At 42.1% G+C, this 20,734-nt stretch carries 18 protein-coding genes; 3 read left to right on the top strand and 15 right to left on the bottom strand.

What is annotated here, in order from left to right; all coding sequences use genetic code 11:
- Positions 1 to 30: 30 nt before the first annotated feature.
- The 10 genes from CZ225_RS04165 to rpoN form a co-directional block, all read right to left on the bottom strand.
- Complete coding sequence (locus CZ225_RS04165) at positions 31 to 2,220, bottom strand: RHS repeat domain-containing protein (RefSeq protein WP_159441749.1); 2,190 nt, start codon at positions 2,218 to 2,220, stop codon at positions 31 to 33.
- Between the two features lie 1,125 nt (positions 2,221 to 3,345).
- Positions 3,346 to 3,441: a smalltalk protein gene (locus CZ225_RS23625; protein WP_159441799.1), complete on the bottom strand. Its 96-nt coding sequence runs from the start codon at positions 3,439 to 3,441 to the stop codon at positions 3,346 to 3,348.
- Between the two features lie 265 nt (positions 3,442 to 3,706).
- Entirely contained in the window at positions 3,707 to 3,940 is a 234-nt protein-coding gene (locus tag CZ225_RS04160) for a hypothetical protein (RefSeq protein WP_077153068.1), read from the bottom strand.
- Positions 3,941 to 3,978: 38 nt separating this feature from the next.
- Positions 3,979 to 5,640 carry an IS1182 family transposase gene (locus CZ225_RS04155; RefSeq protein ID WP_077152662.1) on the bottom strand — a complete coding sequence of 554 codons (1,662 nt, stop codon included), beginning with the start codon at positions 5,638 to 5,640 and terminating at the stop codon, positions 3,979 to 3,981.
- A gap of 196 nt (positions 5,641 to 5,836) precedes the next feature.
- The gene (locus CZ225_RS04150; protein WP_025075233.1) at positions 5,837 to 6,271 is read right to left on the bottom strand and encodes a DUF6078 family protein; all 435 of its coding nucleotides are present in this window, start codon (positions 6,269 to 6,271) and stop codon (positions 5,837 to 5,839) included.
- A 127-nt stretch (positions 6,272 to 6,398) separates the two neighbouring features.
- A complete protein-coding gene (locus tag CZ225_RS04145) occupies positions 6,399 to 8,240 on the bottom strand; it encodes a 4-hydroxy-3-methylbut-2-en-1-yl diphosphate synthase (RefSeq protein ID WP_077153067.1) in 1,842 nt (613 codons plus the stop codon).
- Positions 8,241 to 8,750 carry a 5-(carboxyamino)imidazole ribonucleotide mutase gene (gene purE, locus CZ225_RS04140; protein WP_077153066.1) on the bottom strand — a complete coding sequence of 170 codons (510 nt, stop codon included), beginning with the start codon at positions 8,748 to 8,750 and terminating at the stop codon, positions 8,241 to 8,243. It lies immediately after the preceding gene.
- Between the two features lie 50 nt (positions 8,751 to 8,800).
- Positions 8,801 to 9,181 (bottom strand): glycine cleavage system protein GcvH, encoded by a 381-nt coding sequence (gene gcvH / locus CZ225_RS04135; RefSeq protein WP_025075231.1) that lies wholly within the window; start codon positions 9,179 to 9,181, stop codon positions 8,801 to 8,803.
- Between the two features lie 30 nt (positions 9,182 to 9,211).
- On the bottom strand, positions 9,212 to 9,883 hold the full coding sequence (locus tag CZ225_RS04130) for a phosphatase PAP2 family protein (protein WP_129585876.1): 672 nt from the start codon (positions 9,881 to 9,883) through the stop codon (positions 9,212 to 9,214).
- Between the two features lie 28 nt (positions 9,884 to 9,911).
- Positions 9,912 to 11,396, bottom strand: coding sequence for an RNA polymerase factor sigma-54 (gene rpoN / locus CZ225_RS04125; RefSeq protein ID WP_077153064.1), 1,485 nt, complete (start codon positions 11,394 to 11,396; stop codon positions 9,912 to 9,914).
- A 137-nt stretch (positions 11,397 to 11,533) separates the two neighbouring features.
- Between rpoN and CZ225_RS04120 the strand changes: the two genes are divergently transcribed.
- Positions 11,534 to 12,907 carry an aminopeptidase P family protein gene (locus CZ225_RS04120; protein WP_077153063.1) on the top strand — a complete coding sequence of 458 codons (1,374 nt, stop codon included), beginning with the start codon at positions 11,534 to 11,536 and terminating at the stop codon, positions 12,905 to 12,907.
- A 115-nt stretch (positions 12,908 to 13,022) separates the two neighbouring features.
- Here CZ225_RS04120 and CZ225_RS04115 read toward each other — a convergent pair whose 3' ends face one another.
- From CZ225_RS04115 to CZ225_RS04100, 4 genes are all read right to left on the bottom strand, one after another.
- Complete coding sequence (locus CZ225_RS04115) at positions 13,023 to 13,229, bottom strand: helix-turn-helix domain-containing protein (RefSeq protein WP_025075227.1); 207 nt, start codon at positions 13,227 to 13,229, stop codon at positions 13,023 to 13,025.
- A gap of 11 nt (positions 13,230 to 13,240) precedes the next feature.
- Positions 13,241 to 13,702: a hypothetical protein gene (locus CZ225_RS04110; RefSeq protein WP_077153062.1), complete on the bottom strand. Its 462-nt coding sequence runs from the start codon at positions 13,700 to 13,702 to the stop codon at positions 13,241 to 13,243.
- 160 nt (positions 13,703 to 13,862) lie between these two features.
- Positions 13,863 to 15,416 (bottom strand): ATP-binding protein, encoded by a 1,554-nt coding sequence (locus CZ225_RS04105; RefSeq protein ID WP_077153061.1) that lies wholly within the window; start codon positions 15,414 to 15,416, stop codon positions 13,863 to 13,865.
- Positions 15,417 to 15,506: 90 nt separating this feature from the next.
- Entirely contained in the window at positions 15,507 to 17,180 is a 1,674-nt protein-coding gene (locus tag CZ225_RS04100; protein ID WP_077153060.1) for a nucleoside kinase, read from the bottom strand.
- A gap of 88 nt (positions 17,181 to 17,268) precedes the next feature.
- On the opposite strand from CZ225_RS04100, the gene CZ225_RS04095 reads away from it, so the two are divergent.
- Positions 17,269 to 18,966, top strand: coding sequence for a Na/Pi cotransporter family protein (locus CZ225_RS04095; RefSeq protein ID WP_077153059.1), 1,698 nt, complete (start codon positions 17,269 to 17,271; stop codon positions 18,964 to 18,966).
- A 133-nt stretch (positions 18,967 to 19,099) separates the two neighbouring features.
- Here the strand turns inward: CZ225_RS04095 and rd are convergent, their stop codons facing one another.
- The gene (gene rd / locus CZ225_RS04090; RefSeq protein ID WP_025075222.1) at positions 19,100 to 19,264 is read right to left on the bottom strand and encodes a rubredoxin; all 165 of its coding nucleotides are present in this window, start codon (positions 19,262 to 19,264) and stop codon (positions 19,100 to 19,102) included.
- A 209-nt stretch (positions 19,265 to 19,473) separates the two neighbouring features.
- On the opposite strand from rd, the gene CZ225_RS04085 reads away from it, so the two are divergent.
- A complete protein-coding gene (locus CZ225_RS04085; protein ID WP_077153058.1) occupies positions 19,474 to 20,649 on the top strand; it encodes a sensor histidine kinase in 1,176 nt (391 codons plus the stop codon).
- Positions 20,650 to 20,734 lie beyond the last annotated feature (85 nt).

Genomic DNA, 20,734 nt, shown 5'->3' with positions numbered 1-20,734 from the left:
TAATTCTGTTATTGTATTTCATTTCTTGTGTTATTTCCCCAAACGGTAGATATACTGTTGCAACATCACCTTCTGCAAATCGGGATCCACGTAATAACTGTCCGTTAATCGGTTATAATGGTCATACTCAAAACGGGTCACCACACCGTTCGGGTCCGTCACTCCGGTAAGCCCCTTCACCGGGTCGTAATCGTAGAGCGTCACCCTGGCACCCGGCAGTGCCTCGCGCAGGGACCCGATCTTATTCAGGATATCATCCGAGGGTCCCGCAAAGCCCGACCAGGCATCCAACACATTCGTATCTGTCGCCGAGTAGCCCATTCCGCCCAACACCTCATTACGGGTAGCATTCTCAATCTTAGCTATCGGGAAACGGTTGAGATACCCCCACAGGAAAGTGACGGGAGTGCCATCCTTGCCTTTAATTTCCGCCACATTATGATGGCCGTCATAAGCCGTATAGACCACTTCATCGCGGAAGTCGGACGTCTGGTCCGTCTTGCTGCGGATACGTTCCGGGAAGCAGGTGCCATCCTTGAACAAAATGCGATTTTCACGTGAATGCCCGCCTTCGCTATGCTTGTGGTACGAAAGGACAGCAGGAAAACCATCCAAGAACTCATACTCATCGGTAACGGCGGTACTGTTACTGTTGGCCACCTCCACCTTCTTGGGCTCCAACGAAGCTCCCGGATTAGAGAAATTGATGTTGTACGAATAGTCTTTCGTCGTCACAAGGCTGTCACGACGTCCGTTGGCCGAATAATATTCGGTTGTTTTTTCCTTGCTGAGCACACAGTAGTTGGTCACATCCAGGAAAAACTCAGTCTGCACCTTTGCATTCTCATCACCAGGCGTATAATAATTGCCGGAGACAAAAAACTCCTTGCCGCTGAGCGTGCTTGCATTCATGTATTTGCTATAACTGTCGGCACCAATCGAAATCAGCCGTACCGGAAGATCGACAAAAACGCTCCCGTTGGAAGAGACCCTGGTATTTTCATAATCCGTACGTGAAACCAATTCATCCTTCTTGAAACAATTCTTACGGATCAAACGCCCGTAAATCTGATAACTGTCCGAAGGGTGTCTCGCCAGATCATCCGAGGGGTCTTGCGGATGGGCGGGGAAAGGACGGAACAGTTTGCGCAGTTCTTTCTCCGGCTTGCTTTCCAGAAACTGCTTAACCATATCGGTCTGTCCGTCATACCAACTCAGCACTCCCTCGTAATTGTGCAGCTTCACATTGTAATAGTAATCCGTATGAATGGATTCCATTCCGTCCCCGCTGATTTCTTCACTGACAATATTATACATCACGGCACTTCCGTTATTGAACGTAATGTTGGAGTGGGGCATGGAACGATACGTAGTCAGGTATTCAAACCAGGTAAAGTTGCTAATGGAACCTTCTACAAAATTACCCATGCCCGAGCAATAATCCCGCTCGCTGACAATATGCTTGATGGCACCGCCACCCCAGACCGGTTCATAACCGGCATTATTCACCTGGGTCAGCCCATACCGGTACGATTTAACCGTACGGCGGCCGGTATGCGGATCCCTGGTAACAATGCTCTTTACACGCAGCCCGCCGACCGGATGGAGATAATTACGGTAATCGGCCGAGCGGCTGGGGTCGCGGAACCCGCCGTAATTCCCTTCATACTCGAAAGTCGTCTGTATCCCTTGCGGGTCGGTGATACGGCTGAGAATACCGGCTGCAGCCCACCCGGCATCCGCTTCCCGGTTCCTGCCCGAATGCTCAAGAATGGTTTCCAGTGTTTTGCCTATTCCGTTGGGCACATACACTTTTCTGCGGAAACTGGGAATATTCCTTTCGTCTTCGGTGGTGGTGTTGGCACCGTTGCAGAACCCCCAATGGTCTACCGCCACGGTATAGATGGAAGGGACACTATAAATATTATTATAATGGAACGCATACACCTTTGTCTCCACCCCGGGAGCCGAGACACGCACCGAGTCGAGTTTGGTCAAGGAAGTGGAACTGTTGTAAAGGCTGATAAAGAACTCGATGGAACGGACCGTTTCACCCCGGGCATCGGTCACATCCATACGGTCGTAAACGTCCGTAGCGGTCACATCGGAGCCTACCGTCTTATAAGAGACAGTAAGGGCATTGCCGAAATAATTGATCTTGCCCAGACGCGCCTCCTCGCCACGCCCGCCCAGGAAAGAACCGCTCGTAGGATAATGCACGCCTGCCTGCGCCTCCGAAAGGGGAGTGAGCTTGGCGTTATAAGGCGAAGTGTAGCCCTCAGCGTCGATGCGGTAGTGTCCGTTGGGCTTTCCGGGCACCATCTTGGAGAATACGATCTTGGGGGAACCATTCTGGATGTCATTAATGACGATCCGGCTGTCCATGTTAAAATATGCGCCCGCATGCAGCCGCGTTCGGGCCGTGGTATATTCAAAGGTGACCGGATGACCAGTTTGACGCGGAGAACGGATAGCCGTGCACATCCAGCGGGTGATCATATCGTCCGCTTTCTCGTTCACGCCGTCAAACTCGTATTTCACGCCGTTGCCGTCTGTGATATCCATGCGTGTTCCGTGGTAGCGGACGTCATCATTGGTCAGGGGGATACAACGCATGGGGCTGAACGGCTCCAGGAAATACCCGCTTCCGCCACCATGGGGAAGCTTGTAGACAAACTTGTCCGGTTGCGTGTCATATTGGTTGTCCACCTGGGCGTTATAATACCTCAACCGCTCCACCTTGTCTGTCGGGACCGGGCTGTTGCGGGTGTTGAACCAGCCGTACGTGTCGCTGTCCACGATGCCTTTGACCTCCCGCATGATGGATGGTTCCAGGTTCAGTGTCCAACCGGTGCCGGCAAGCCCGCTGCGTTCTTTCGGTTTCAGCCCCGAGGCATGGTAGGACAGGGAGATCGGAAGGGTGATGTCTCCCGCTACGATTTCATACAGGGGGATTGTTATATTGGGGATTCCCGTACAATAGTCTACCGGGTACGACCGGTATTTCTCCATCGCTGCCGCCTCCGGCGATACGGGGACGATGCGGGGAACGTCCAGGCTGATCTCATGGGGTTGTTGCGCGTGTAGTCCTAATAGCGGGAAACAGGCCAGCAAAAGAACTCGGGATAACTTTCCGCTTATCCGCTTTATTCTGCTTTTAGAATGGATTGTATTAAAAATAGTCATTATTATCTTGATTTAAATGGATTAAGTAGTTTATTTATAAATAAAATTCAGGTAAACAATCCCCCTGGCAGAACCAGGCTCTTATCCACAGGGGATTGTACCGGTGTTTGTGTACCGAACCTGTTTGGAGCATTCATTGACGAAAGCTGCCTACAAATTCTACAGGTTCATTGCATTGCCTCCCAGTGCGCCGAGCACTGCTGAAGCCACGGCGATAATCGCTTTGAGGATGATATCCCAGGCTGGTTTCTTCATTGCCATCATTTTCCCACCTCCTTTCCGGGTCTTTAAATAGTTTGAATCGGTTTATAATGCTCCTGAAAGTGGCTTTCAATCACTGTCAGTTGGTTTACTATTAATGTTCAACCGGTCGTCGATCAACTCTGAATTTGCTCTGGATTTGCTCTTTCACTTCGGACACGGATATGTTCCGAGCCTCCAGATAGGGCGTACGATTCCCCTTCATAGTAAGGGTGTTTACTACGATCAGATTGATTATTAATAAGTTAGCTGATAATTGCTAGCCATTGGAATGCCCCATTGCCTGCGGCGGCGAATGACAAGGGTGCGGGTAAGGTTCGCGTCCATTGGAAAACTCGCCGGTATGCAGTGGAGCTTTCCCGTTTACCGACATATCTTGAACTTGCGGCACCTCAGGTCCAGTCTTGCCGGAATGGTTGGTTGATTGTAGCCGTTCTGCATTGTCTCTCAGAGCGGAAACATCCGATGTTATATCGAGATTTAATTTGTTCATTGGTATATTACTTTTTAGTTTCACAAAACCTTTTTTGTCTATGCGGCTATTTTTTGCCTCATTAAACGATAAGTCGTTACATTCCCCGCATTTTGAGCCACACATGGTCTGAGAGCGATAAATATAGCGTGTACATTCTTTCCCTTTCTCGCTTTTAGCAGTTTTGCACACATTTTTTTGATATTAAATGCTATAGCAAAGAAGGCAAAGTCCATTGTAACCTTGTCTTGTCCCACATGCCGGAACCTTCTGTATGCCATGTTGTGTTTCATTTGTCCAAAAACTGCTTCCGGTTCTATACATCGCCTTCCCCTATGCCTGATGCCTTCTTCCGAGAGCAACCTTTCCCGTGCCTGCCGTTTGTATTGGTTTAACCGGTGGTTTACTTCTATAATACGGTTCCCCCGGGCTTTAAAGCAACTGCCACGCAAAGGGCACCCTTCACATCTTTGTGCTTTATACCGGGCACTTTCGGTGATGTATCCGCTCGCAGTCTTGTCACATCTGGTTCCTATACGGTTCATGTGCTGCCCCATAGGACAAACGTAATAATCCTCTTCCGCATTGTAATGGAGACTCTCCGTATGGAATGGATTGGGGGTATAACGGGGACGCCGTTCTTTATGGAAGTAGTTGTACTTGACAAAGGCTTCTATCCCATTATCTTGCATGAACCGGTAATTTTCTTCCGAGCCGTAACCGGAGTCTGCCACACCGACAGTTGGTAAGCGGTTATAGCGTTGCTCAAAGGAGTGGAAGAAAGGTATGAGGGTCAGTGTATCGGTTGGGTTTGGAAACAGTCGGAAGTCTATGAGGAATTGGTTCTCGGTACCTATTTGCAGATTATATCCGGGCTTTGTCTGCCCGTTTCTCATGGCGTCTTCTTTCATGCGCATGAAGGTGGCATCAGGATCGGTCTTGGAATAGGAGTTGCGTTCTCCAAGAGTATCAAGATGGTTGTCGTATTCCATCAACTTGTCACGGTACTCCTCAAGTTCCCGGACCTGTTTCTTCTTTTCCCGGATGACTTTCTTTTGTTCCTTGTCCTTTGTTACAGGTTGGTGTTCCAGTACCTCTTTAAGTTCATCCACTATATCTGAGAGCATGGCGGGAGTGAACTCTACGGGGGTGTCTTTGACGGAGTTCTCTTGGGCTATGGCTTCATCCACCTGCTCCAGGAGAATGCGGATCTTATCCATCAGCTTTGTACGGTTCTTTTCGACTGTCTTGCGCCAGACAAAAGTATATTTGTTGGCCCTGGACTCAATCTTGGTACCGTCGATATACTCTACGTCAAGGCTGATGAAACCTTTGTCGGCAAGGACAAGGACCAACTGCGTGAAGACGTTGTTGATTTCCTCCTTGACACGGTTACGGAAACGGTTGATGGTAATAAAATCCGGATGTTCATTACCGGAAAGCCAGATATAATGAATGTCACGTAGGAGAAGCTTCTCTATTTTGCGGCACGAATAGATATTGTTCATGTAGGCGTAAATAATCACCTTGAGCATCATTTTAGGATGATAAGGACAACGACCGGTTGCTTTATAAAGCTTCTTGAAATTGTCAAGATTGAGATTATCAACAACAGTATTAACTATGCGAACCGGATCGTTCGCTGCTATGTTTTCATCAATTCTTTGGGGAAAAAGAACTGTTTGGTTGGGAATGTAAGGACGAAAATGTAACTTTGCCATAACGAAAAACTTTATGCCTAAAGATACAAAAACTTTGGGTAATAACAAAGCCCGGGCTTGGGAAAGTCTGGGCTTTGTGCATAAAAAAAGGTTGGGCCAGCGTTTTGACACAACCTCCTGCAACACGTATCTTGCACACCATTTACTAACTAATAATCAACCTATTAACAGCATATCAGTGTAAGATGGCAGATAATTACCATTCAAATTCTTCTGTGTAGGAGTCAAATATAGGTTGATCAGTGATTCCTTTCTGACGGAAAATACGTTGTATATATTCCTGCTGTTCCGGAGCAATAAATTTCTCCTTACGATAGAAACGATAATACACTCCTCGTCCGAAATGATTGAGCATCATACGTTTAAGGGAGTCCGCATCTTTATGAGGTACATTATCCAACAAATGCTTGATTCCCCAAGCCACACGTATCTTCCGTATCGGGTGGAAGGAAGGGCAGGAATTCGCATCTTCCGGAATACAGTTCGGATTAACCACCGACAACGTAGGATACTGGTTGGTACTATGCATCGCTACCAAATGATGCAAACATTTCTCTCCTTTCGGACAGTGGGTGTTGAAGCAATGGGTATATCCATAGGGCACTGCTTGATAGTTAAATTCATCTTCCATAATTACTTTTTCTTTAAATATATCTATTTCATTACAGCCTTTTAGGCACATATATCAATAAAAAAAAGACAGGAGTTACCATAAGCATACTTAAGGCAATTCCTGTCTTAACAATAAAATATTCTAATTAAAGTTCCATCTCTTTGCGATCATTCCGGATAAATTCCAATAACCGCTCTACAGCCTCTTCTTCCGGAATATTTTTTTCTACACATACTTTTCCTTTATAAAGGCTGATTTTACCACGGCCTGCGCCTACATAACCATAATCAGCGTCGGCCATTTCACCGGGACCATTCACGATACATCCCATAATACCGATCTTCAAACCTTTCAGATGAGAGGTAGCTGCTTTAATACGTGCAATCGTCTTTTCCAAATCATAAAGTGTACGACCGCAACCGGGGCAAGAAATATATTCCGTCTTAGAAGTGCGGGTACGCCCGGCTTGCAAAATACCAAAAGCAGTTGCATCAATCACAGCATGGCTCAAACTACCCTGATTAAACAAAAATATTCCGTCGCAAAGCCCATCAAAGATCAAAGCTCCCATATCCACTGCCGATTTAATCTGCAAATCTTCCGCATTGTTTTCCGCATAATGCTGGAAGAATACAACCGGATTCTGCAAACCTTCTGTCATCAGCTGATGTACCAATGCACGATGCTCACCTAATCGGTTCGGATGATTACTTTGAGAAATAATAACGACTTCCGGATGAACTTTCAGGCAAGCAATCACTTCATCCGTCTGCGCCATGTAAGGCATAAACAAGAATTTCAGTTCAGCATTGCATGTTCCCATGAATGGCAATTGCTCATGATTGAATGCCGGCCACGTTCCGGCTTCGCCGTTCCAGACATCAGCATCAAGAATATATTCCACGCCTGCTTCACGTTGTTCAGGTAAGGACCTTCCCGCATAAATATAATCAGGAGTAAACTGAGGATTTACCTCTGTCTTCCCGTCCATACGGTCGGCAATAACCACCGGTAAATGTTCTCCTCCAATGTTACGAACGGCACGTGTTTTCCGACGCGAAGGAGACAAGTAATTAAATTCCGGTGCTTCTGCCCCCGGAACATAGGGATGATTCTGCCTCAACAGTACATAATCCACCAATTTACGGGCAACAGGAATTTCCGCTTCGGGTGCTTCACTCAAAGATACACGTATGGTATCCCCCAATCCGTCACTTAACAGTGCACCGATTCCTAATGCGGATTTAATACGTCCGTCCTCTCCATCTCCAGCTTCCGTCACGCCAAGATGTAATGGGAAAAACATCCCTTCCCGTTCCATTACGGCAACAAGTAATCTGACTGTCTTCACCATTACGACCGTATTGGAAGCTTTGATCGAAATCACCACATCGGTAAAATGCTCCGCCACGCAAATACGCAGAAACTCCATACAGGATTCTACCATCCCTTCAGGAGTGTCTCCATAACGCGACATGATACGGTCTGATAAGGAACCATGATTCACTCCGATACGAATAGCAGTATGATTTTCTTTACAGATATTCAAGAACGGCACAAACCGGTCGCGTATCTTTTGTATCTCCTGCGCGTACTCTTCATCGGTATATTCCAGTTTTTTAAAAGTACGGGCCGCATCTACATAGTTACCCGGATTGATACGTACCTTCTCCGCATACAAAGCAGCTACATCGGCTACTCTCGGATTGAAATGAACATCAGCTACCAACGGGACCATATATCCCTGACTTCTCAAGCCGATATTGATATTCATCAGATTCTCGGCTTCTTTAATACCTTGCGTAGTCAGGCGGACATACTCACCGCCGGCATCAACAATTCTTTTAGCCTGTTCCACACAAGCCTCCGTATCCATCGTGGATGTATTTGTCATCGACTGGATACGAATAGAATTGGGACCGCCCAAAGGAACGGCCCCAATATTTACTTCAGATGTTTCCCTTCGGGAGTAATTGAATAAATCCATTTAATTGGTTTTATATTCGAACTTAACCTCTTTCAAATCTTCGTTTGCTTTTACGATCTTTTTCTTCAGACCTTCTTTGTAAGCTGCAAACGCTTTTGCCAATTCATCATCACTCAACGCAAGCATCTGAATAGCCAGAATAGCAGCATTCATAGCACCATTGATAGCGACCGTAGCTACAGGAATTCCGGGAGGCATTTGGATGATTGAATAAAGAGCGTCTACACCATCAAGTACAGATCCTTTAACAGGTACCCCGATCACTGGTAATGTAGTGTTTGCTGCAATTACACCGGGAAGAGCAGCAGCCATTCCTGCAGCAGCAATAATCACTTTAATGCCACGTGAACGGGCATTCTTTGCAAATTCTTCCACAGCTTCCGGAGTGCGGTGAGCGGAAAGAGCGTTCATTTCGAACGGAACGTGCATATCATTCAGCAGTTGTGCAGCCTTCTCCATAACAGGAAGGTCGGACGTACTGCCCATGATGATACTTACAATTGGATTCATATTATATACTAGTTACAAATTGTTATCAATGATCTACAGCCGCAAGGAGGTTATCCGTTCACAACTGCTTTATATGCTTCTGCATCCAACAAATTTTCCACATCTTTCAGTTCAACCGGTTTCATCTTAATCAGCCAGCCTTCACCATAAGGATCTTTATTCACCAGTTCCGGATTTTCTTCCAATGCTTCATTCTGTTCGAGCACCTCGCCTTCCACCGGCAAGAAAAGATCGGAAATAGTCTTCACTACTTCAATCGTACCGAAAGATTCGCCTGCTTCAAGCGATTCTCCTACAGTAGGAATATCAACAAATACAATGTCCCCTAATTGGTCTTGAGCATAGTCTGTTATACCTACGTAAGCAATATCTCCCTCTACACGAATCCATTCATGTTCGTTCGTATACCTCAAATTCTGTGGAAAATTCATAATAATTAGTTTTTTAGGATTTATACTGTTTTAAAATAATAAGATTCGGAATAATAAATTATACATCGGATGAAGAATCACAAAGGCGCATAGAAAACCTATAATAAAGCCGAAAAGCACCTCACCCAAAGAATGGTGTCCCAACACAATACGTGCAGAGCCCAGTATTCCTGCTATCAGAATAAACAAACATAACCATGCCACCGGATTATAACCGAAAAGAGCACTAAAAGATATCAATCCTGCGATAATCCCACCCATTCCTGCCATGTGTTCACTCAACTTCCATTTTATGTTTACAATAATGCAAATCACAGATACAACCAAAGAAGCCAGTATTATGCCTGTCATATACCAGGGTATATTCAACCGTCGCATCATCAACAGACAGAATACATACGAAATGATCGTCAACAGGATAGGTATATACCTCTTCTTACGTTCACTTAATTCCTGACTGGCAAAACCGTTGATCTTGCGAAACAGAAAAATAGTAATGGTAGGCATCAATATGGTAAAGCAATAAACAACACCCAGCACAATCAGTTTGTACTGTAATGGCATAATGCGCAAATAAGAAAACAGAAATAATACCAGAAATGACAGAAACGGTATGGAAAACGGGGTAAACACCATTGAAGTAATGCGTGCTACCCGCAACATAGTCTTGTCTGCTATGATATGTTCTTTCTCTTTATCCATCATCTCTAACTTTATTTTGATTTATGAATTATTTTCTAAGTCGCGCTACAGGTATATTCAATTGCTGACGGTATTTAGCTACCGTCCGGCGAGCTATGGGATATCCTTTTTCTTTTAGTATATCCGCCAGTTCATCATCTGTCAACGGTTTCTTCCTGTCTTCACCGTCAATACATTCTTTCAGAATCTTACGGATTTCACGAACCGACATTTCCTCTCCGTCTTCTGTTGTATAACCATCACTAAAGAAGAACTTCAGCGGATAGATACCGAAATTGGTCTGTGCATATTTACTGTTGCTCACACGAGAGATAGTCGAAATATCCAACCCTGTTCTTTCGGCAACATCTTTCAGGATCATCGGTTTCAACAATGACTCATCACCTTCGAGAAAGAAAGGACGCTGCAAATCAATGATCGCCTGCATGGTAGTCATCAATGTATTCTGACGCTGTTTTATGGCATCAATAAATCCCTGTGCCGCATCCATCTTCTGTTTCAGAAACATCATGGCTTCTTTGGATTCCTTAGATTGATTCGCTCTGTTTTTGGTATGTTCTTCCACCATTTCAGTAAAATCACGGTTCATACGAAGTTCAGGAACATTCCGGTTATTCAGGCTAAGATTAATCGTCCCGTCATCGTATGTTTCCACGATAAAGTCCGGAACTATTTGTTGCAAGTTTCTTCCGATAGTCTCTCCCAACGAAGCCCCCGGACGTGGATTCAGCTTAGTAATCTCTGCAATTGCTTCTTTAAATTCATCCTCATCCACATCCAGCTTCTTTATCATCTTTTCCCAATGCTTCCGGGTAAACTCCTCGTAGCAATCTCCAATTATGCGTTCTTCCAGTTCCAACAGCGGATCAGGGTTCTTATCCTCCTCTTTCTTACGTCGGATCTGTATCAATAAGCATTCCTGAAGCGAACGGGCACCGATACCGGCCGGATCAAAGTCTTGCAAAATGCATAATGCTTCTTCCAGTTCCTCTTCAGTAGACTCGATACCGGCATAGATAGCCAGTTCGTCACCTATACTTTCCAAAGATTTACGCAACAAACCGTCATCGTCCAGCGAACCGATCAGATACTCAACCAGTTCACACTGATGTTCGGTCAGGTTACGTTCACGCAACTGTTCTTTCAGAATTTCATAAAAAGAAGTGGAATCGGAAAACGGGATATCTTCCGCCTGTTCATCTCTTGAGCGGTTGTTCTCCTGAAGTTTATAGTCGGGAATATCATCTTCGGTCAGATAATCACTCAAAGAATCGTAATCGTTGGTTTCATTATCCATTCCATCTTCTGAAGAATCGCCATCGGCATAATCGTCCGTAGCAGTCTCTTCTTTACCCTCTTCAAGTGCTGGATTTTCCAATAGCTCAGCATGGATACGGTCCTCCAGTTCTACTGCGGGAAGTTCCAACAATTTCACGACCAGAATCTGCTGGGGCGAGAGCGTTTGTATCTGCTGTTGCGCCTGCGATTGTATTTGACGGGAACCTTGTGCCATATTTATTTTTGCTTTCTACTGTTTATCGCTACAAAAGTAACTTTTTAACTACAGATTACACAGATTACAGGGATTATTTTTAATCCTATAACACAAAATTCCTTATCTTTGTTGCACGAACTTAAAATTAGGACAGTATGTTTGCCAAAGAAACCTATATGCAGCGCAGAGCCCTGCTGAAAAAGAAATTAGGCTCCGGAGTATTATTATTTCTAGGTAACGACGAATGTGGGCTGAATTATGAAGACAACACTTTCCGCTATCGTCAGGATTCAACTTTTCTTTATTACTTCGGGTTATCGTGTGCCGGTCTTTCGGCTATCATTGACATCGACGCTGACAAAGAAATTATATTCGGCGATGAATTGTCTATTGACGCTATTGTATGGATGGGATCACAACCTACTCTACATGAAAAATGTGAACGGGTTGGGATTAAAGAAATGATGCCATCCGCTGAAATTGCAAACTATCTGCACAAATGTGTGCAAAAAGGAAAAGCAATTCACTATTTACCCCCTTACCGCCCCGAACATAAGTTGAAATTGATGGATTGGTTAGGTATTCCTCCTGCACGTCAGGAAGGTTCCATCCCTTTTATTCGTGCCGTAATCGCTCAACGTAGTTATAAATCGGAAGAAGAAATCGTAGAAATAGAAAAGGCTTGTGATGTTACCGCAGATATGCACATCACCGCCATGAAAGTGCTCCGTCCAGGAATGTATGAATATGAAGTGGTAGCAGAAATGAATCGGGTTGCCGAGGCTAACAACTGCGAACTTTCTTTTGCAACAATTGCTACGATCAATGGTCAGACTTTGCATAATCATTATCACGGAAATTTAGTAAAACCGGGTGATCTATTCCTAATAGATGCCGGAGCGGAAGTAGAAATGGGGTACGCCGGAGATATGTCATCTACCATCCCTGCTGACAAGAAATTTACACAACGCCAACGTGAAGTTTATGAAATTCAAAATGCAATGCATCTGGAATCGGTCAAAGCACTCCGCCCCGGCATTCCTTATATGGATGTATATGAATTATCCGCTCGTGTCATGGTGGACGGAATGAAAGCTCTCGGACTGATGAAAGGAGACACAGAAGACGCTGTACGTGAAGGTGCCCATGCTTTGTTCTATCCGCACGGATTGGGACACATGATGGGACTGGATGTTCATGACATGGAAAATCTGGGAGAAATTTGGGTAGGTTACAACGGACAACCCAAAAGTACACAATTCGGTCGCAAGTCACAACGTCTTGCCATTCCACTGGAGCCGGGATTTGTGCATACCGTTGAACCGGGTATTTACTTTATCCCCGAATTGATTGATATGTGGAAGGCAGAAAAGAAGTTTACCGATTTCATCAATTACGATAAAGTGGAAACTTACAAAGACTTCGGTGGTATCCGTAACGAGGAAGATTATCTGATTACAGAAACCGGCGCACGTCGTCTGGGTAAAAAGATTCCTTTGACACCCGAAGAAGTGGAAGCATTGAGATAAAAAACAAGAATTACCATGTAAAAGCGATTAAAAAGTATTTCCCGCTATAAGAAATACTCTTTAATCGCTTTTTACATGATAGGCTCATTCTGCCGAAAACAATTACCTTGCCCAATTATTCAGGTCGATATTCCAATATATCTCCCGGCTGACAATTTAACTCTTCACAAATAGACTCTAAAGTAGAAAAGCGTATTGCCTTAGCTTTTCCTGTCTTCAAAATAGACAAATTCGCAAGAGTCAGATCTATTCTTTCCGCTAACTCGCTAAGCGAAATTTTCCGCTTTGCCATCATCACATCCAAATTTACTATAATAGGCATAGCATCATCAATTAAACAGTTAAATCATTCTCTTCCTTAATATTTACAGCTTTTCTTATGATACTTCCAAGGAATATCATTAAGAAACCAATTACATAAATTAATAACCAATCCTGATAAACTGTATATGTCTGTATTGTTACCGCTTCAATAGTATGATCGAACAAACGCCCACGAATTAACATACATAAAATAATAATTATACCGCAACTTGTTACAATTCCAGCCGTCTTTCTAGTCAATAAATTACGGCTGTCGATACGGAAAATCTGTATGCAAATAAAAAGCAAACATACGATATTACAAACTAATATTCCTACTGATGCATAATTTACTGTACTGTTATGCAATTCTTTAAAAATCCCAATACTGTAAACAAGACATTGCAGAATAGTTAAAGCAGCAATGAATACTACGATTCCAACTCCGGCATACTTACTTTTTAATCCTTTGAATTTTAATTTTATTCCCATAATCGTTTATCTTTAAGATTCCTTTTCTACCAGCAAAAATACATATTTCTGGTAACACTCAAAAGAAAAACGATAATTATTTATCGAAATACGATAAATATCAAAGTGCTTTGAAACTTTTGAAATAGTCCCTATACCATTAATCAGTTTTATTTTTCAATTAAACATGTAATTCCAATATAAACCGACTTCCTTTGGTGTAGGTAGTATCCAGTGTCAGACTTCCATTCATTTTAGTAGCAAGCAGAGAACAGATTGGCAATCCCAGCCCGTCACCTTGTGTCAGATCCTTTATTTCAGCAAAAGGTTTAAAGAGATTCTCCTTCAGTTCTTCCGGAATTCCACAACCGGTATCAGTCACTATAAACTGATGTGTATGTGCTCCCCTTTTCTTGAAATCAAGTATTATTTTACCTTCGGAAGTATAGTAAGCAGCATTTTTCAACAAATGAATTAAAATTCGTTCTAACTGTTCAGGATTCGTTTTTATTTGCAATTTGGCAGCATTCACTACTGAAGTAACTCCCGGTTGCAATAATCCTGAAATCTTTGCCATAACCGCTTCACTAAATGTACAGACATTGACTTCACGCAACTCATATATTTCTGTCAGCGAGTTTTCCAAAGAGGAGAGTTCCTGTATATCATCACTGAATTTCTTCAATGAAGCTACCTGCAATTGCATTTGTTGTCCCTCCTGCAATGCTTTTTCAGAGATACGCCCAGCCGAAGTTTCCAACGTATCCAAAGCCGGTGCCATCTGTGCCGAGATATTGGAAATAAACTGCGTCTTTAATTCATTATGCTCATTGGCAATCTTTATACTTTTCTTTAATTTCTTATTGTTAACGACACAACGAAGCCAAATAACAGCAAGCAGGATCAAGCCGGCAATAAGTACAGCGGCAAATATACCAAGTCCTATTATTATATATTGTTTCACAGCTAAAGAGTCATCCTTCTCTGTAATAATATTCAAACTTTCCTCGTTCTTTCTTTTAAGAACATTAAGTTCATCCTGTGCAGTCAATGTTTTAACCGAGTCTGTCCACAATATAAAATTCTCGTAAGTACGACAAGCCAATGCAGTATTATTTGATTTCTTGGAGATTTCTATCAAATTCCGATAACACTCGTTTACTTTCTCGTAATTCTTCTTTTCTTTATATTGACTGATAAGTTTTCGGAAACATGCATCTCCTTGAGCATTAAGTCCAAATGTATAATAGTACTCAGCCTGAATATACAGAAGTTCCTCACTCAAAGAATCAGTTTTTGCCAAACCGGCTATTTCATCCAACTTAGCCAATTGCTCCTTAGCTTGTGCAGTAGCTTTCAGCCTGATATACATTTTCAACCTTTCTTTGGTGACTAAAAATTGCAAGTCATAGAAAGGTTTATGTAGCTTTTCTGCCCCAGTCGCAATCAACTGATTCATATCCCGGCAAAGCTCAAATGCTTCCTTATAATAGTTCTCCCGAACATAGAGTTCAGCAGTTTGAATCCCGCATTGAACGGCTTTTTCATAATTCCCATAAGAAGAAAATGCAGAATATGCTTGTTTAAAAAGATAACGTGCCTTGACATATTCTTTTTGTTCAAGATAGCTCTGTCCCATTTTCATCAATTCCGTCGCTTTGTCAGAGGCTTCTTCTGCTTTAGTTATTGTACTGATACTAAGAATAATAACCCAAAATAAAGACCATATTTTCATAAATCATAGTATTTGCTTCTACTGCAAAGGTAAAAAATAATTCTAAACCGTATACCTTTTGCTATTTCATTTGAGAACATTTTTCTTTACCTAATATTTAAAACTACTTCCTCCCAAGAATTCCCGAAGTAGTGATGTCGGTGGAATTTCTTTATCCTGCACCGGAACAAAATACTTAATAAACTTCAGCAAGCGATATGCCTCGCAATATTCCGGACAATTACGAGGCACTCCCGTCAAAATAGGTTCAGCATGCAAACGTAACACTGCAAACTCAAATAGTAAAGCGGAATTAAACATTACATCTGCATTCTCCTGATAAGGAAATATCCATTTATCTTCTCCGGCACGTACACTAGGCCAGCGGGAAATTGTCTCACGAGCAGAATAACCCCGATAATTAAAGTCGCGGATAATACGACGTAACAATCGGTTATCTGTGGTAGGAATCCAATTGTGATCATCCAATGAGATGGTAGTCAAAGCAGATACATATATCTTAAATTTCTTCTCATCGGGTATATGAGGAGTCAGTTCCGGATTCAAAGCATGAATTCCTTCTAAAATCAAAATTGTATTTTCTTCAATTCTCAGTTTATCGCCTTTGAATTCCTTCTTACCAAGTGCAAAGTTAAAACGAGGTAATTCCACTTCCTCTCCACGAAGCAAAGCTTGCAACTGCCGATTAAACAGATCCAAATCGAGCGCATACAGAGATTCATAATCATAATTCCCATGTTCATCCAACGGAGTATCTTCTCGGTCTACAAAGTAATTATCCAATGAAATCGGAAACGGTTTCAACCCGTTTGTCATCAATTGTATCGAAAGCCGCTTACTAAAGGTGGTTTTTCCGGAAGAGGAAGGACCGGAAATCAACACAAGTTTCACCCTGTTTCCATTCTCTCCCCGATGAAAAATCGTATCGGCTATCTGAGCTATTTTCTTTTCTTGCAAAGCCTCTGCCACATTAATCAAATCCGTAGCATGCCCCACTTCGCATGCAAGGTTAAAGTCACCGGCATTGTTAAGTCCCATGATATAACTCCAGTTGAGATGTTCCTTAAATACATCCAACATTTTTTCCTGTTTAACCACGTCTTCCAATACTTCCGGATTCTCTCTACTCGGAATACGCAAAAGTAACCCATCGTAATATTTCACAATATCGAATAGTTTCAGATAGCCGGTACTCGGCAAAAGGTTTCCGTAATAGTAATCTACTGTATCGCCTAATGTATAATAATAGGTATAAATAGAACCGGATGTTTCGAGTAACCGCACTTTATCATTCATTCCCCGTTCACTGAATACCCGTACGGCCTCAGCTGTATGACACTCAATCCGGTGATAAGAGATGTTTTCTTCTACAATTTCCTGCATCCTCTTTTTGATGCGTGTCACGTCTTCCAATTCTATAGGACGACCAATTCGCAGATTGCAGAAATAACCTTTTGACACCGGATGTTCTACATACAGTTTTCCTTGCGGAAAAAGCTCTGTAACTGCCTTATACAGGACAAAGCATAAAGATCGGACATACGTACGCATACCCGACTGATCACGTACATCGAGAAACTCTACGTCTTTATTATTATAAACTCTGAAGTTAAGTCCTTCGGAACGATTGTTCACTTTGGCACTAACTACCTGATAAGGAAAATTAAGATTAAAACCGTAATAAATATCCAAAAGTGAGCTTCCGATAGGGAATTCTTTATAAATATTATTATTTTTGCAACATATTTGTATCATCTGTTTCATCGTTGTTCTTTAAAGGGTGAATTATGTGGGACTAAATATACGTTATATTAATCAGATAGAGAACAAACAACCATTAAAATTATTATAGATGGAATATTCTTTTTATGATTTTTTAAAGCTCATAGGTTCATTAGGCCTCTTCCTATATGGAATGAAAATAATGAGTGAGGGCTTGCAAAAAGTCGCGGGCGACAGGCTACGAAGTATTCTGACAGCAATGACCACCAACCGGGTAACAGGTGTATTAACAGGAGTGCTAATCACAGCCCTTATCCAATCTTCATCAGCAACGACGGTCATGGTCGTGAGTTTCGTTAATGCCGGATTACTGACTCTGGCTGAATCTATCAGCGTAATTATGGGAGCCAACATCGGTACTACAGTTACTGCTTGGATTATCTCTATTTTTGGATTTAAAGTTGATATGGCTGCTTTCGCCCTTCCTCTTCTGGCCATCGCCTTGCCACTTATCTTTTCGGGTAAGAGCAACCGTAAATCCATAGGTGAATTCATTTTCGGTTTTTCTTTTCTCTTCATGGGGCTTTCTTATCTGAAAGCAAATGCACCCGACTTAAACTCCAACCCGGAAATGCTCGCTTTCGTACAGAACTACACAGACATGGGATTTTTCTCTGTTCTACTGTTCTTATTCATCGGCACCATTCTGACCATGATCGTACAAGCCTCGGCAGCTACCATGGCAATTACCTTAATTATGTGTGCCAACGGCTGGATCAGCCTTGAACTGGGAGCAGCACTAGTTTTAGGTGAAAATATCGGAACTACGATCACGGCCAATCTTGCCGCACTAACAGCCAACACCCAGGCTAAGCGGGCAGCATTGGCCCATTTTGTTTTTAATGTGTTCGGCGTCATCTGGGTGTTGATCATCTTCCATCCTTTTATGCAGTTCGTAAATTGGGTCGTAGATACATTCTTTCAAACAAGTAATCCCGAAGTGGCTATATCTTACAAACTATCCGCTTTCCATTCCATCTTCAATATATGTAATGTGTTTATATTGATTTGGGCTGTAAAACTCATAGAACGTACCGTATGTGCTTTAATACATCTGAAAGATGAAGACGAAGAGCCACGCCTCCGGTTTATCACAGGTGGTATGCTTTCTACGGCAGAACTCTCTATTCTCCAGGCACGTAAAGAAATTCACCTGTTTGCGGAACGTACTCATCGTATGTTTGGAATGGTTCAGGATCTGCTACACACCGAAAAAGATGATGACTTCAATAAGTTATTCAGTAGAGTAGAGAAATACGAGAATATCAGCGATAATATGGAGTTAGAAATAGCCAACTACTTGAATCAGGTTTCCGAAGGACGGTTAAGCTCTGAAAGTAAGTTGCAGATTCGTGCCATGCTACGTGAAGTAACTGAAATCGAAAGTATCGGTGACAGTTGTTACAACCTGGCTCGTACCATCAACCGGAAACGTCAGACAAACCAGGACTTTACAGAAAAGCAATATGAGCATATTCATTTTATGATGAAACTAACAAGCGATGCTCTTTCGCAAATGATTGTAGTGGTAGAAAAACCGGAACATCAAAGCATTGACATCAATAAGTCTTTCAACATTGAGAATGAAATCAATAACTACCGCAATCAACTGAAGAATCAGAATATTCTGGATGTGAACAACAAAGAATATGATTACCAGATGGGAGTTTACTACATGGATATTATCGCTGAATGTGAAAAGCTCGGTGACTATGTAGTTAATGTGGTGGAAGCGAGTAGTGACGTGAAAGAGAAAAAAATCCCTTAATCTACTAATGGAATAACAAATCTCTCATTTTATATATACATCTATAAATAGACGTGTTACTTCTTTAAATGGTCGGATATGTTATCCATACATACCCGACCATTTCAATTCACAGAATCTTTATTTCTCTCTTTTATTCTTCATACGGTTCGAAATCTTCTTTGCCTACTCCGCAAAGAGGACATACCCAATCATCCGGAATATCCTCAAACGCTGTACCTGGATCAATTCCACCATCCGGATCACCTTGTTCCGGATCATAAATGTAGTCACAAACCGTGCAAATGTACTTTCTCATACTGTTCGTTTTTTATTGGTTTTCTATATAATAAAACGCTAATATAAGCAAATTGTTCAGATTCCTTTTTTTATAAAAAGGAAAAAAGTATCTTTGTAAGCACATACTGAACAAAATACATCATGCACACAATATTACTATTTATCTTCCTTATCATAGATATCGTCCTGCTAAGCATCTTCTTGTGGGAGCGAAAAAAACGTCTTTATATGCAGCAACAGTTACTCCAAGACGCCAAAGAGTTGAGGCATGCCCATCATATTACAAATGCTATATTAAAAAATGTACATGCTTTCATTTTATTGATAGATAATGATTTTAAAGTACAACAAACCAATTATTACCAACTGACAGGAGTACTGGAAAGCTTGGATAGAAAAAGAGTCGGTGATTTACTGCAATGCCGCAACGCACTATCTGCAAAAGGAGGCTGTGGCACACATGTTTTTTGTGGAACTTGTCCAATACGCCACGCCATTCAACAGGCATTCGACCAGAAAAAGAGTTTCACCAATTTAGAAGCAACTTTAAATGTAGTTACATCGGATAGCGAAACTGTTGAGTGTGATGCTATTATCTCCGGAACATATCTTATGCTCGACGAGGAAGAGAAAATGGTAATTACCGTACATGATATCACCCATCAAAAACAAATAGAAAGGGCATTAGTACAAGCTAAAAATAAGGCTGAAGAAGCCGATATTTCAAAATCTGCATTTTTAGCAAACATGAGTCATGAAATACGTACTCCGTTAAACGCGATCATGGGATTCTCTGAAATTCTGGAAGTAACCAATAATGCAGAAGACAAAGCACAATATCAAAAAATAATCAAAACAAATGCTGAACTGTTATTACAATTGATCAACGATATTCTGGATATGTCGAAAATAGAAGCAGGAACTCTCGAATTCGTATATACCGAAGTGGATATCAATCAGTTAATTCACGAGTTACAACAACTTTTCCAGTTGAGAACAGCCGGATCTGTAGAAAATATAAAGATATTGACAGAGACTTCCCTTCCTTCCTGTCTGATACAAACAGACCGTAATCGTATCTCGCAAGTACTCGCCAACTTCATGACCAATGCTATCAAATTTACAAAAAAAGGAAGTATCTGCATCGGCTACGAAGCTAGAGAAAATGAACTTTATTTCCATGTCACTGATACTGGAATTGGGATCTCAGCTGAAAAGTTACCGAATGTATTCGAACGTTTTGTAAAATTAAACAAGGATAAAAAGGGAACAGGACTGGGACTTTCATGGTATAAAACCATTATTTCCAAGTTAAACGGATCAATTGGCGTAGATTCTGTGGAAGGAGAAGGCTCTACTTTCTGGTTTACAATCCCCTATAGTTCATGCGGCAGACCTAAATGAATAATTGCAACTTCATAAAAAATTTTAATTAAACATTTTATCACAATTTAATGTTGTACTTTTGCAATCCTAACTAAACGCATGT

This window comes from Bacteroides bouchesdurhonensis (assembly GCF_900155865.1).
GTDB lineage: Bacteria > Bacteroidota > Bacteroidia > Bacteroidales > Bacteroidaceae > Bacteroides > Bacteroides bouchesdurhonensis.
This window is presented reverse-complemented; position numbering and strand designations above follow the sequence as displayed.